We start from the raw sequence: 12,885 nt of genomic DNA, 5'->3' as shown, positions 1-12,885 counted from the left end.
GTGGAAAAAGAGCAGCTCGTTGAGATCGCCAATACGGAGATGCCGTTCGGTAAATATAAGGGTCGCAGGCTGATTGATTTACCGGAAGAGTATCTGCTGTGGTTTGCCCGTAAGGATGAGTTCCCCGCCGGGCGTCTGGGCGAGCTGATGGCTATCACGTTACTGATCAAAACAGAGGGGCTGACCCAGCTGGTTCAGCCCCTGAAACGTCCTTAAACTTTCGCGGCGCGGGTCTCTTCCTGCGCCAGCTTTTCTGTCTGCGCCTTGTAACGCCGCGCCAGTACCGCACACACCATCAGCTGGATCTGATGGAAAATCATCAGCGGCAACACCATCATCCCAATGACGGACGTCGGGAACAGAATATTGGCCATCGGGATCCCGTTGGCCAGGCTCTTTTTCGATCCGCAAAATACAATGGTGATTTCATCGGCCTTATTGAAGCCGCATTTGCGGGCCACAAAGACGTTAACCGCGATGACAATGGCCAGCAAAACGATGCTTACCACCACAATAAACAGCAGCGATCCAGCGCCCACCCTGTGCCAGATGCCGTTCACCACGGCTTCGCTGAAGGCCGTGTAAACCACCAGCAGAATTGAGCTTTGGTCCGTTTTCCCGATCCATTTTTTATGTTTTGCCACAAACGCCCCAATCCAGGGACGGGATAAGTGTCCGAGCACAAACGGCAGCAGCAGTTGCAGACAAATTTTACCCACCTGCTCCAGATTACCTTCCGCCCCGTGCATATTCATCAGCAGACCGACCAGCAGCGGTGAAACAAAGATCCCCAGCAGGCTGGAAGCGGAAGCAGAACAAACCGCCGCCGCGACGTTACCGCCCGCCAGCGAGGTAAAGGCAATAGCGGACTGCACGGTGGCCGGCAAAATGCACAGATAAAGGAAACCGGTATACAGCGCCGGATCGACATTCACCGGCGCCCACCAGGCGAACAGCACGCCCAAAACCGGGAAGAGGATAAAGGTGCTGCACATTACCCACAGGTGCAGTCGCCAGTGGCTACCGCCTGCAATAATGGCTTCCCGTGAGAGTTTGGCGCCATGCATAAAGAACAGCAGGGCAATGGCTGCCGTGGTCAGTCCTTCAATAACCGGAACGAAACTGCCCCGCGCCGGGAAGAACGAGGCCAGCAAGACGACACCAATCAGGGTCAGCGTAAACGGATCAAGGATACGAAAAAGTTTCATAATCACTCCTGAAAACAGATGCCGCTATTGTGCTTTCTTCCCTTTGAGAAATAAAATTGATTTATTGCATCCATTCATGAATTAAACAGATGAATTATTCGTTACGTCAGCTTCGCGTTTTCGTCACCGTCGCGCAGGCCCGCAGCTTTAGCCGGGCAGGGGAGATCATTGGCCTCAGCCAGTCGGCGGTGAGCCATAGCGTTAAGGAGCTTGAAACGCAAACGGGAGTGAAGCTGCTCGACCGTACGACGCGAGAAGTGGTACTCACCGAAGCGGGACAGCAGCTGGCAATGCGACTGGAAAGGCTGCTGGATGAACTGAACAGTACGCTCAGGGATGTTGGCCGGCTCGGACAACAGCTTTCCGGTACCGTGAGAGTGGCGGCGAGCCAGACGATTTCAGCGCATCTTATTCCCCAGTGTATCGCTGAAAGTAATCACCGCTATCCGGATATCGATTTTGTTTTGCACGACAGGCCGCAGCAGTGGGTACTGGAGAGTATCCGTCAGGGGGATGTGGATTTTGGCATCGTTATTGATCCCGGAGCGGTAAGCGACCTGGAATGTGAAGTGGTGCTCTCGGAGCCCTTTTTATTGCTCTGCCGCGATGATGATCCGCTGGCATCGCTGCCACAGGTGGCCTGGCAGGCCTTGCAGGGGGCGAACCTGGTGTTACAGGATTATGCATCAGGCAGCCGTCCGCTGATAGATGCCGCTCTGGCCGCGCAGGGCGTTAAGGCAACCATTGTGCAGGAGATCGGGCATCCTGCCACGCTCTTCCCGATGGTCGAAGCGGGAATTGGCATCAGCGTTCTGCCGGCGCTGGCGCTGCCACTGCCGCAGGGGAGTCGTTTAACGGTGAAGCGTTTCGTACCCTGTGTCGAACGCCAGCTGATGCTGGTACGCCGTAAAAACAGGTCACTTTCCGGCGCGGCGCATGCCTGCTGGGATGTGGTGCGTATGCAGGCCGAACGTTTGATGGAGGCCCGCACACGCGATCCACTTTTTAACGAAACCAATAATCAGATGTAGATATTAATCTGATGCTCCGCGGAGGGCTTATTGATGCCTTCCGCGACTGCCTGACCTTTTTCCTGTTTTGGCATCGCCTCTTCTGCCTGCTGACGCTGCAATTGCGCCAGTTGTGCCTGCAACATAGCCAGCTGAGATTCGAGTAATTCCTGCTGCTTTTGCTTCTCTTCTGCTGTGGCATCACCCATGGCCACTTCTTTGAGCTGCTGAGTGACTTTCGTTATCTGTTTGGTCAGACGGGTGATTTGAGAAGCAATGTCGTTTCCGCCGGAGCTGTTATCTACGCTGCCGATTTCCATCGCCGACAGAGAAACGGGCTTAAGAGTTGTCATATTGAGATCCTTTTCGCCATAAAATAGAGGTATCGGCAAAGAAGGCGTGAGCTTGAGTAAAACAAGCGGTCTGGCTGCAATGGAGATGTGCTATATCGCAGATAGCAAAAAAGCGCCTTTAGGGCGCTTTTTTACATTGGTGGGTCGTGCAGGATTCGAACCTGCGACCAATTGATTAAAAGTCAACTGCTCTACCAACTGAGCTAACGACCCGAAATGGTGGGCGATGACGGGCTCGAACCGCCGACCCCCTCCGTGTAAAGGAGATGCTCTACCAACTGAGCTAATCGCCCATTTCGGAACTGCTGCGATAAGGTGAGAATGGTGGGCGATGACGGGCTCGAACCGCCGACCCCCTCCGTGTAAAGGAGATGCTCTACCAACTGAGCTAATCGCCCAATCTCAATGCTTATCTACACTGCGAGTCTACCGAAGTAGATGGTGGGTGATGACGGGCTCGAACCGCCGACCCCCTCCGTGTAAAGGAGATGCTCTACCAACTGAGCTAATCACCCCCGCTGTGTGGAGTCGCATTATAGGGAGAGTTGAAAATGAGTCAACGCATTTTCTAAAGTTTTTATTCGTTCGTCGTAAAATTAGTCAAAACGATCGCAAAACGGACTGTGGCGCATGATTTATAAACAAAAACAGCAATCTCGAACCGGATAAAGTGATCGACATTGAGGAATCGGCCCACAGTGATAGAATATTGCCCATTGTTTTCTTCCCGGAATTTGCCGATTACCGGCATCTTTATAACGTAAGGCCATTTCATGAAAATCAAAACTCGCTTCGCGCCGAGCCCGACAGGCTATCTGCATGTCGGTGGTGCACGTACCGCTCTCTACTCCTGGCTTTTCGCACGTCACAACAACGGTGAGTTTGTGCTGCGTATTGAAGACACCGATCTGGAGCGCTCAACGCCGGAAGCAATTGAAGCCATTATGGATGGGATGAACTGGCTGAATCTGGCGTGGGACGAAGGCCCATACTTCCAGACCAAACGTTTTGACCGCTATAACGCCGTAATTGACGAGATGCTGGTGGCAGGCACGGCCTATAAGTGCTACTGCTCCAGGGAGCGTCTGGATGCGCTGCGTGAAGAGCAAATGGCAAAAGGCGAAAAACCGCGTTATGACGGTCGTTGCCGCCATGACCACAGCGAGCATGCTGCGGATGAGCCTTGCGTAGTGCGTTTTGCTAACCCACAGGATGGCTCTGTTATCTTTGATGACCAGATCCGTGGCCCGATCGAATTCAGCAACCAGGAGCTGGATGACCTCATCATACGTCGTACTGACGGATCGCCAACCTATAACTTCTGCGTAGTTGTAGACGACTGGGATATGGAAATCACTCACGTGATCCGTGGTGAAGACCATATCAATAACACCCCACGTCAGATCAACATTCTGAAAGCGCTGAACGCGCCTGTACCGGTGTATGCGCACGTATCAATGATCAACGGTGACGACGGTAAAAAGCTGTCCAAACGTCATGGCGCGGTGAGCGTGATGCAGTACCGTGATGACGGCTATCTGCCGGAAGCGCTGCTGAACTACCTGGTGCGTCTGGGCTGGGCTCATGGTGACCAGGAGATCTTCAGCCGCGAAGAGATGATCGAGCTGTTCTCTCTGAACTCTGTCAGCAAATCAGCCAGCGCGTTCAACACTGACAAACTGCTGTGGCTGAACCATCACTACATCAATACCATGCAGCCAGAATATGTGGCGACTTATCTGCAATGGCACATTGAACAGGCAAACATCGATACCCGTACGGGCCCTGAACTGGCGGATCTGGTGAAGCTGCTTGGCGAGCGTTGCAAAACGCTGAAAGAAATTGCTGAAAGCTGCCGTTACTTCTATGAAGAGTTTGACGCGTTCGACGCCGACGCGGCCAAGAAACACCTGCGTCCGGTTGCGCGTCAGCCGCTGGAAGTGGTGCGTGATAAACTCGAAGCCATTACCGAATGGACTGCGGAAAATGTTCACCACGCGATTCAGGCTACCGCTGATGAGCTGGAAATTGGCATGGGTAAAGTCGGTATGCCGCTGCGCGTTGCGGTGACGGGGGCAGGCCAGTCTCCGGCGCTGGACGTGACCGTTCATGCCATCGGCAAATCACGTAGCGTTGCGCGTATCAACAAAGCGCTGGGCTTTATTGCTGAGCGTGAAAGCCAGCAGTAATACTCGTGTAATACAAAAAACGGCAGGGTAACCTGCCGTTTTTTTATGCCTGTTATTCAGCAATACCAAGACGCGTGAGAAAACCCTGCAACCCTTCACGAGCGAGCAACTTGTGCAAACGTTCCTGTTCGACAGTCGTCATGTTTTCCAGCGAGTCGATAATTTGTGGAAGCAGGCTGGATGAGGTTGCCACGCCGTAGTGGGAAGGGCTTTCCGCCACATGGTAAACAGCCCGACGGTTACGAATGGCGGGAAGACTAATGATGTGCTCCTTAACGTGCGCATCAATACATATCACCCTCGCTCTTCCGCCTTTTACACCGTTGATACCCTCCGTTTTCCATCCCTTCTGTCGTATCCAGCGATTAACGGTTTGTCGGGCTACGCCCAGACTGTCCGCCAGCTCTTCCGTGGTCATTTTGCTGCGTAATCTTTTCATATCAGCGTTGGTCGCGAATCCCTAAACGTTGTAACAAGCCGGTAATCCCTTCCCGCAGTAACAGCTATGTCATCTGCTTTTGCTCTTCCGGCGTCATTTCATTCGCCAGCGTCAGGAGCAGGGCATGAAGCGAGCCCTCGTGGTACGCCTTATCTGGCAGTTCCGGCGTCTCTGTTGCCCTGCGCGCGCTGCGAATAAAGTCGCGCACTTTTTCATTGACGTGAACCAGACGCGCTTTGCCACCCTGAACGCCTGGCTTTGGCGATGTAATCCAACCCTCTTTGCGTACCCATTTATTGATGGTCTGTCGGCTATAGCCAGTGAGCAGGGCTAACTCTTCTGGCGTCATTCGTTCCTTGATCATACAATTTCCTGAGTATCTGTGGGGTTAATTAGTGGTTCATTTTATAGCACCGTTTTACGTGAAAACGTGACAAGCTTAACTCCTGGCTGCGAGCAGGCTCGCAAAGTGATTCATTTGCATGATTTTTCGGCGATTGAAAGGCGGAGGCTGAATTTGCCGTTGACACTCTGCGGCGGAATTCATATTATGCCGCCCGTCAACATGACAGCTTTACGACGGGGCTATAGCTCAGCTGGGAGAGCGCCTGCATGGCATGCAGGAGGTCAGCGGTTCGATCCCGCTTAGCTCCACCAAACTCTGAACCCAACAGAGTGCGGTAGGTAAAGTAACATGTGGGGCTATAGCTCAGCTGGGAGAGCGCTTGCATGGCATGCAAGAGGTCAGCGGTTCGATCCCGCTTAGCTCCACCAAAATTTAAACCCTCGTCGCAAGACGGGGGTTTTTTTATATCTTGTAAAATATTTTAGACTGTTTTTGTTGCAATTAACGTTGTTTTCTACACCTCACCTCAATCCAAATCAATAAACAAGTCTATAAATAGACCTGAACTTGATTCGTGTTATTAATAAACCTATTATCCATGCGGTCAATGAGACGATGGTAAAATAGATTATCCGGATTAATGAATAGAAAAATTTACAATAATGTAAAGATATTTATGATTGCCCTGGCGCTAAGCCTGATTGCGATTCCTTTTTCTCGTTATATCTCTCCACGGGCCATTGTTAGCGAAAATGATGTTTATCTGGCGTGGTTGCCCTTAAGTGCCATGCTCGCCATCGTGTTGTTATTTGGACGGCGGGCAATCATTCCTTTGCTGTTAAGTTTTAGTATTACTAATATTTATAATCTTGATTTAGCGCCACTACAATCTGCCGTATTATTATGTTGTCAGACGTTTACCGTCTTCGCCGCCTGTGGCGTCATCCGTCTGGTGCTGGGCAAGCGCTGGCGACACAGCATGCCGAATAAGTACATTGGCATACGTATTTTCTGGCTCGGATTTATGGTGCCTGTGGGCATCAAATTATCGATGTATCTGGCGGGATATTTATTTGATTTCCCGGTGACAATCTCCTCCTATTTCGGCGAAGGCTCTGCAATTTATAACGTTATCGATATTCAGAGTCTGATTTGTGCCGCCCTGATTTTCACCATGATGTTCTATTACCCGTTAAGAATGATTATTAATCCTCGCTATGCCCGAACATTCTGGCGGCGAAGCGTGAAGCCCCTCTTTTGTCACAAAAAAGCGTTATTTATCGTTGTGTGGCTGATGCTGTTGATCTCGATGATCGCTATTTTATGCGCGCCTTTTGAGTCGCAGTTTATTGCGGGTTATTTGATGCCAATCGTTTTCATTCTTTTTACCCTGGGGATTGGTCGTCTGAGCTATGCGCTCATCTCTTTATTCTGGGCGGCCTCGGCGCTCATGCTGTTGACCTATAATTATAATTTTCTTAATGGCGTTGAATCGGGCCACTCGCTCTCCTTTATCCTGTCGGTGCTTATCTCTTTCGCCATCTGCCTGCTTTACATGTCGCGGATCTATCAGAAAAGTGAATGGCTGAAACAGGGGTGGCAGGAGAGGGCGCTTACCGATCCGCTCACCGGTCTGCCTAACATTCGTGCGCTGGAAGTGTTTTTACAGCACCATCCCGAGGCCAAAGTCTGCTGCCTGCGCCTGGATAATCTCGAATTCCTGAGCCGTCACTACGGCATCCTCATGCGTGTACATTGTAAAAAGATGATCACCGCGTCGCTGCAACCGTTATTGCAAAAAGACGAGAAGCTCTTCCAGTTGCCGGGCAGTGAGCTGGTAGTGGTCTTGCTGGGTCCGGGCACGGCTGAACGTCTGCAATATATGGTTGATCATCTGAACAGCCGTAAGATTATCTGGAACAAGACTGAGCTCGACATCGAGTTTGGCGCCTCCTGGGGGGAAGTGCCGGATGGAGAAAGCCTGCATCACACGCTGGGTCAGCTGAGCTGGCTCTCCGAGCAGTCCTGTGCCGGGCACAACGTCCTGGCGTTAACCAACAGTCTGGATGATGTCTCCGGTCAGACGACGGACAGAGTGCTGATGCTGGCCCGCATAAAACGCGCCCTTGATATCGGTGGGCTTCACCTTTACGCCCAGCCAATCCATAACGCGCGTGGGGAAGGGTACTTTGAAATCCTCTCAAGGCTTGAAAGCGAGGGGGAGATCATCACGCCTGATCGCTTTATTCCACTGATTGCTCAGTTTAACCTGAGCCACCGATTTGACCTGAACGTGGTGGAAAAATTGCTGATGTGGATGCGCAGCCATCCGTCCGAACGGGCCGGAACGCGGTTCTCCGTTAATCTGATGCCGCTGACGCTGATGCAAAATGAGATTGCGGCTGAGATCATCGCGCTTTTTGAACGCTACGCCATTGCGCCGCAAGATATCGTCATTGAGATCACCGAGGAACAGGCTTTCTCTGACTCGGGAAGCAGCATCAACAATATCCAGCAGCTGCGGGATTACGGCTTCCGCATTGCTATTGATGACTTTGGTACCGGCTATGCCAACTTTGAGCGCCTGAAGCGGCTGGAGGCCGATATTATAAAGATCGATGGCTGCTTCGTGAAAGATATCTGCACCGACAGCATGGATGCGATGATCGTGCAGTCCATTTGCAACATGGCCAAAACGAAATCGCTTTGTGTGGTGGCTGAATATGTGGAATCGGCTGAACAACGCGAGATGTTGCTGCGATTCGGCGTGGACTATTTGCAGGGCTATTTGATTGGTAAACCACTGCCCCTGACGGCGCTGGAGGCATAAAAAAAACCGGGAGCGATGGCTCCCGGTTTTTATTGCACGGTATGAATTACAGAACCAGTGCTGCAATAGAGGCAGACAGGACGCTCACCAGCGTTGAACCGTAAACCAGCTTCAGGCCAAAGCGAGAAACGACGTTACCTTGCTCTTCGTTCAGGCCTTTAATCGCACCAGCGATAATACCGATGGAAGAGAAGTTCGCGAAGGAGACCAGGAAGACGGACAGGATCCCTTCCGCACGAGGGGAGAGTGTGCTGGCAATCTTCTGGAGATCCATCATCGCCACGAACTCATTGGAAACCAGTTTCGTTGCCATGATACTGCCCACCTGCAACGCTTCGTGAGCGGGCACGCCCATCACCCAGGCAATCGGGTAGAAGATGTAGCCCAGAATACCCTGGAAGGAGATACCGAGTACGGCCGCAAACAGGGCGTTCAGCGCAGCGATCAGCGCGATAAAGCCAATCAGCATCGCGGCGACGATAATTGCAACCTTGAAACCCGCCAGAATGTATTCACCCAGCATTTCGAAGAAGCTCTGTCCCTCGTGCAGGTTTGACATCTGAATGTTCTCTTCGCTGGCATCCACGCGGTACGGGTTAATCAGCGAAAGCACGATAAAGGTGCTGAACATGTTCAGAACCAGCGCCGCAACTACGTATTTTGGTTCCAGCATGGTCATATACGCGCCCACGATAGACATGGAAACGGTAGACATTGCGGTTGCCGCCATGGTGTACATGCGGTTACGGGACATCTTGCCGAGAATATCTTTATACGCAATGAAGTTCTCAGACTGACCGAGAATCAGCGAGCTGACTGCGTTAAAGGATTCCAGTTTGCCCATGCCGTTAACTTTCGATAACAGGAAGCCGATCGCACGGATAACCACCGGCAGAACGCGGATGTGCTGAAGGATACCGATCAGGGCAGAGATGAAGACGATAGGGCAGAGCACCTTCAGGAAGAAGAAGGCCAGACCCTGATCGTTCATGCTGCCAAAGACGAAGTTTGTCCCTTCGTTGGCAAATCCGAGCAGTTTTTCGAACATTTCGGAGAAGCCTTTCACGAAGCCCAGGCCTACGTTGGAGTTCAGGAAGAACCACGCAAGTAAAACTTCAATGACCAGCAGTTGGACAACATAGCGAATACGAATTTTTTTGCGGTCTGTGCTGACCAGCAATGCAAGTGCAGTAACGACAACGAGTGCCAGGACAAAATGAAGGACGCGGTCCATATTTGCTCCAAATATGAGGCAGGTTTAATTTCCGTGCACATTCTATGTAACAAGCACAAAGAAAACGAGATCAAGCCCACACTATAGTTACATCCTGTGACGAGTCTCAAAAATAGTGATCAACAAGACATTTTTGTTATGTTAGGTAAATGAGTGAAAAGTTAAGTTTGTGTGCTACGCTTCACAAATGTCTGCGCATTTTCACATTCTGTGACCTTGCTCCACCTGCCTGTCTATCGTTCCTGACTATCAGAGAAATCATGTTAACCGTTACAAATGAACTTGATAATCATTCTCATTTTGATAGCATAAAACATAGCAAAGGCTATATTTCCAGAGGCAGAAATGACGAATAGTCGCGTAGAGAGTAGCAGCGGCAGAGCGGCACGCAAGCTGCGGTTCGCATTAATGGGACCGGCATTCATTGCCGCGATTGGCTACATCGATCCGGGTAATTTTGCGACCAACATTCAGGCCGGGGCCAGTTTCGGCTATAAACTGCTGTGGGTTGTGGTATGGGCCAATCTGATGGCGATGCTGATTCAGATGCTCTCCGCGAAGCTGGGTATTGCTACCGGAAAAAACCTGGCGGAGCAAATCCGCGATCATTATCCACGTCCGGCAGTTTGGTTTTACTGGGTTCAGGCGGAAATTATCGCCATGGCCACCGATCTCGCCGAGTTTATCGGGGCGGCGATCGGCTTTAAGCTTATCCTGGGCGTCTCCCTGCTTCAGGGGGCCGTGCTGACCGGTATCGCGACTTTCCTGATTCTGATGCTCCAGCGGCGGGGACAAAAACCGCTGGAGAAAGTCATCGGCGGCCTGCTGCTGTTCGTCGCTGCCGCCTATATTGTTGAGCTGATTTTCTCCCAGCCGAATCTGGCGCAGCTGACGAAAGGGATGGTGATCCCGTCGTTACCCACTTCTGAAGCCGTTTTTCTGGCTGCCGGGGTGCTGGGGGCGACCATCATGCCGCACGTCATTTATCTGCACTCTTCATTAACCCAGAATCTGCATGGCGGGACGAGTAAAGAGCGCTACTCCGCCTCGAAATGGGATGTGACTATCGCGATGACCATTGCCGGATTTGTGAATCTGGCGATGATGGCGACCGCCGCCGCCGCGTTCCACTTTAACGGGCATACCGGGGTTGCCGATCTCGACCAGGCTTATCTGACGCTGGAGCCGTTGCTGAGTCATGCCGCTGCCACTATTTTTGGTTTAAGCCTGGTTGCTGCGGGTCTTTCATCTACGGTTGTGGGGACACTGGCCGGGCAGGTGGTGATGCAGGGGTTCGTACGTTTCCATATTCCGCTGTGGGTTCGCCGCTCGGTCACGATGCTGCCTTCCTTTGTTGTGATCCTGATGGGGCTGGATCCGACCCGCATTCTGGTGATGAGTCAGGTACTGCTAAGTTTCGGGATTGCGCTGGCGCTGGTGCCACTGCTGATCTTCACCAGTAATAAATCGCTGATGGGCGAACTGGTGAATTCGACGTGGGTGAAGCGCGCCGGGTGGGCCATTGTGGTCGTGGTGGTGGCGTTAAACTTGTGGTTGCTGATAGGCACAGCCGCAGGCCTGTAAAAGAAAAAGGAGCCGGAAGGCTCCTTTTTGTTGTTAATGGTGATGGCCGTGACCGTGGCCTCTGCCTTTTCCATGACCCCAGCCGCCACGGCGGTCGTCACGATCGTTCCAGCCTTCGCGGTAGCCGCGTTCGTAAGCCTTACGCTTATCCCAGCCACGGTGATAGCCGTTATCGTGTTTCCACCAGCGGTTTTGACGCCATTCATAATGGCGATGCCAGTAGTCACGGTCGCGCCAGTAGCCACCGTCCCAATATCTGCCGTAGTCATCACGATCGCCAATTTGTAATTTAATCGATGGCAACAGGGTGATTTCGCCCGCACTGGCGACCAGCGGGGCCGAAGCCAGTAATACCGCTGCAAGAATCAGTGACCTGAACATACTCTTCTCCTTCACGATCGGGGCCGCTGTGCGACCTGTTAACGCAATTTTACGAGTTGGTAAACATTCGTTTCATCGCCTCAACTCCTAAATCAGGAACGAGAGCACTTTTTGCTAAAAGTGTTTTTAATCTGAACTGGACAGGATCGTATCTATCGTCTTCAGCTCTTCTGCCGTGAACCGACAATTCTCAAGCACGCCTGCTGCATCTTCAATTTGTCCGGTCTTGCTTGCGCCGATGAGCACGGATGTCACCGCATCGTGGCGCAGGATCCAGGCCAGTGCCATTTGCGATAGCTTTTGCCCCCGGTTTTCCGCCAGCGCATTCAGCTTGCGTACCTTTTCCAGCTTTTTGTCGGTGATCTGCTCCGGGTTAAGGAACTTACTGCCGCTTGCTGCGCGAGAATCCGCCGGGATACCGTTCAGATAGCGATCGGTCAACTGTCCGCCCGCCAGGGGGGAGAAGGGGATACATCCCACCCCTTTATGCTGCAACACGTCCAGCAACCCCTCTTCAGGCGCACGTTCAAACATGGAGTACTTCGGCTGGTGGATCAGACATGGCGTGCCCAGATCCTCCAGTATTTCAATCGCCTGCCTTGCCACTTCTGCCGGGTAGTTGGACAGACCGATGTACAGCGCCTTGCCCTGACGCACCACATGGTCAAGCGCTTTCATGGTTTCACGTAGCGGCGTTTGTGGATCCGGGCGGTGGTGATAGAAAATATCGACATACTCCAGCCCCATACGCCTGAGGCTCTGGTCCAGGCTGGCGATCAGATATTTACGTGAGCCCCAGTCGCCGTAAGGCCCGTCCCACATGGTGTAGCCCGCTTTGGTGGAGATGATTAGCTCATCGCGCCAGGGCAGGAAATCCTCCTGCAAAATGCGCCCGAAATTACGTTCGGCCGAACCAGGAGGCGGGCCGTAATTATTGGCAAGGTCAAAATGCGTAATACCCAAATCGAAAGCACGCTGTAAAAGTTGACGGCTGTTTTCGAGTAACGTCGCGTCGCCAAAATTATGCCAAAGCCCCAGCGAGATGGCGGGAAGCTTAAGGCCGCTTTGTCCACAACGGCGATATTGCATTGTCTGATAACGATTTTTGTCAGGCTGATAACCCATTGACGAGACCTCTGGCGCTGGAAAGAAACATCAGTGTATACGTTTACACTAACCTGAAGAAAATGAGCATAGCTCAGCTTTTTTCGTAAAGCATTCTTTCCAGACCCTGATTGTCGCCAATTCTGGACACGCTTCACGCTTATTTAATACTCAGAGTGAGGTCAACGTCAGAAGGACACTTATAAT

Annotated in this window: 11 protein-coding genes, 6 tRNA genes and 1 pseudogene; 7 read left to right on the top strand and 11 right to left on the bottom strand. The window is 52.0% G+C overall.

What is annotated here, in order from left to right; translation table 11 throughout:
- Complete coding sequence (locus tag RS584_RS16590) at positions 1-216, top strand: DUF3820 family protein (RefSeq protein ID WP_003861328.1); 216 nt, start codon at positions 1-3, stop codon at positions 214-216.
- Here RS584_RS16590 and RS584_RS16585 read toward each other — a convergent pair.
- Positions 213-1,208, bottom strand: coding sequence for a bile acid:sodium symporter family protein (locus RS584_RS16585; RefSeq protein ID WP_015572227.1), 996 nt, complete (start codon positions 1,206-1,208; stop codon positions 213-215). The two genes, RS584_RS16590 and RS584_RS16585, sit on opposite strands and share 4 nt — an antisense overlap.
- Before the next feature lie 89 nt (positions 1,209-1,297).
- On the opposite strand from RS584_RS16585, the gene RS584_RS16580 reads away from it, so the two are divergent.
- Positions 1,298-2,239 (top strand): LysR family transcriptional regulator, encoded by a 942-nt coding sequence (locus RS584_RS16580; RefSeq protein ID WP_033487403.1) that lies wholly within the window; start codon positions 1,298-1,300, stop codon positions 2,237-2,239.
- Here RS584_RS16580 and RS584_RS16575 read toward each other — a convergent pair.
- The 5 genes from RS584_RS16575 to RS584_RS16555 form a co-directional block, all read right to left on the bottom strand.
- Entirely contained in the window at positions 2,230-2,571 is a 342-nt protein-coding gene (locus RS584_RS16575; protein ID WP_017383471.1) for a FlxA-like family protein, read from the bottom strand. The genes RS584_RS16580 and RS584_RS16575 overlap by 10 nt on opposite strands.
- A gap of 137 nt (positions 2,572-2,708) precedes the next feature.
- A tRNA-Lys gene (locus RS584_RS16570) sits at positions 2,709-2,784 on the bottom strand.
- Positions 2,785-2,788: 4 nt separating this feature from the next.
- Positions 2,789-2,864: transfer RNA gene (locus RS584_RS16565), tRNA-Val, on the bottom strand.
- Positions 2,865-2,893: 29 nt separating this feature from the next.
- Positions 2,894-2,969: transfer RNA gene (locus RS584_RS16560), tRNA-Val, on the bottom strand.
- 41 nt (positions 2,970-3,010) lie between these two features.
- Positions 3,011-3,086 (bottom strand) — tRNA-Val (locus RS584_RS16555).
- A 258-nt stretch (positions 3,087-3,344) separates the two neighbouring features.
- Here RS584_RS16555 and gltX point away from each other — a divergent pair.
- Positions 3,345-4,760, top strand: a complete 1,416-nt coding sequence (gene gltX / locus RS584_RS16550; RefSeq protein ID WP_015572231.1) for a glutamate--tRNA ligase — start codon at positions 3,345-3,347, stop codon at positions 4,758-4,760.
- A gap of 52 nt (positions 4,761-4,812) precedes the next feature.
- Here gltX and RS584_RS16545 read toward each other — a convergent pair whose 3' ends face one another.
- Entirely contained in the window at positions 4,813-5,199 is a 387-nt protein-coding gene (locus RS584_RS16545) for a YfeC-like transcriptional regulator (RefSeq protein WP_017383469.1), read from the bottom strand.
- 1 nt (position 5,200) lies between these two features.
- Positions 5,201-5,563 (bottom strand): annotated as a pseudogene (locus tag RS584_RS16540) (YfeC-like transcriptional regulator).
- A 217-nt stretch (positions 5,564-5,780) separates the two neighbouring features.
- On the opposite strand from RS584_RS16540, the gene RS584_RS16535 reads away from it, so the two are divergent.
- The 3 genes from RS584_RS16535 to RS584_RS16525 all read left to right on the top strand — a co-directional run bounded on the left by RS584_RS16535 (position 5,781) and on the right by RS584_RS16525 (position 8,375).
- Positions 5,781-5,856, top strand: a tRNA-Ala gene (locus tag RS584_RS16535).
- Positions 5,857-5,897: 41 nt separating this feature from the next.
- Positions 5,898-5,973 (top strand) — tRNA-Ala (locus tag RS584_RS16530).
- A 212-nt stretch (positions 5,974-6,185) separates the two neighbouring features.
- Positions 6,186-8,375, top strand: a complete 2,190-nt coding sequence (locus RS584_RS16525; protein ID WP_193042335.1) for an EAL domain-containing protein — start codon at positions 6,186-6,188, stop codon at positions 8,373-8,375.
- A gap of 46 nt (positions 8,376-8,421) precedes the next feature.
- Here the strand turns inward: RS584_RS16525 and nupC are convergent, their stop codons facing one another.
- Positions 8,422-9,609 carry a nucleoside permease NupC gene (gene nupC / locus RS584_RS16520; protein ID WP_006811440.1) on the bottom strand — a complete coding sequence of 396 codons (1,188 nt, stop codon included), beginning with the start codon at positions 9,607-9,609 and terminating at the stop codon, positions 8,422-8,424.
- 345 nt (positions 9,610-9,954) lie between these two features.
- On the opposite strand from nupC, the gene RS584_RS16515 reads away from it, so the two are divergent.
- Positions 9,955-11,193: an Nramp family divalent metal transporter gene (locus RS584_RS16515; RefSeq protein ID WP_023295104.1), complete on the top strand. Its 1,239-nt coding sequence runs from the start codon at positions 9,955-9,957 to the stop codon at positions 11,191-11,193.
- Between the two features lie 33 nt (positions 11,194-11,226).
- Here RS584_RS16515 and RS584_RS16510 read toward each other — a convergent pair whose 3' ends face one another.
- Both RS584_RS16510 and mgrA read right to left on the bottom strand, forming a co-directional pair.
- Positions 11,227-11,574, bottom strand: coding sequence for a DUF2502 domain-containing protein (locus RS584_RS16510; RefSeq protein WP_015572233.1), 348 nt, complete (start codon positions 11,572-11,574; stop codon positions 11,227-11,229).
- A gap of 126 nt (positions 11,575-11,700) precedes the next feature.
- Entirely contained in the window at positions 11,701-12,699 is a 999-nt protein-coding gene (gene mgrA, locus RS584_RS16505) for an L-glyceraldehyde 3-phosphate reductase (protein WP_017692976.1), read from the bottom strand.
- Positions 12,700-12,885 lie beyond the last annotated feature (186 nt).

Source organism: Enterobacter sp. DTU_2021_1002640_1_SI_PRY_ASU_LCPMC_013, from assembly GCF_032389435.1.
Taxonomy (GTDB): domain Bacteria; phylum Pseudomonadota; class Gammaproteobacteria; order Enterobacterales; family Enterobacteriaceae; genus Enterobacter; species Enterobacter hormaechei_C.
The sequence above is the reverse complement of the archived record's forward strand: the minus strand, read 5'-3'. Positions and strand labels throughout refer to the sequence as shown.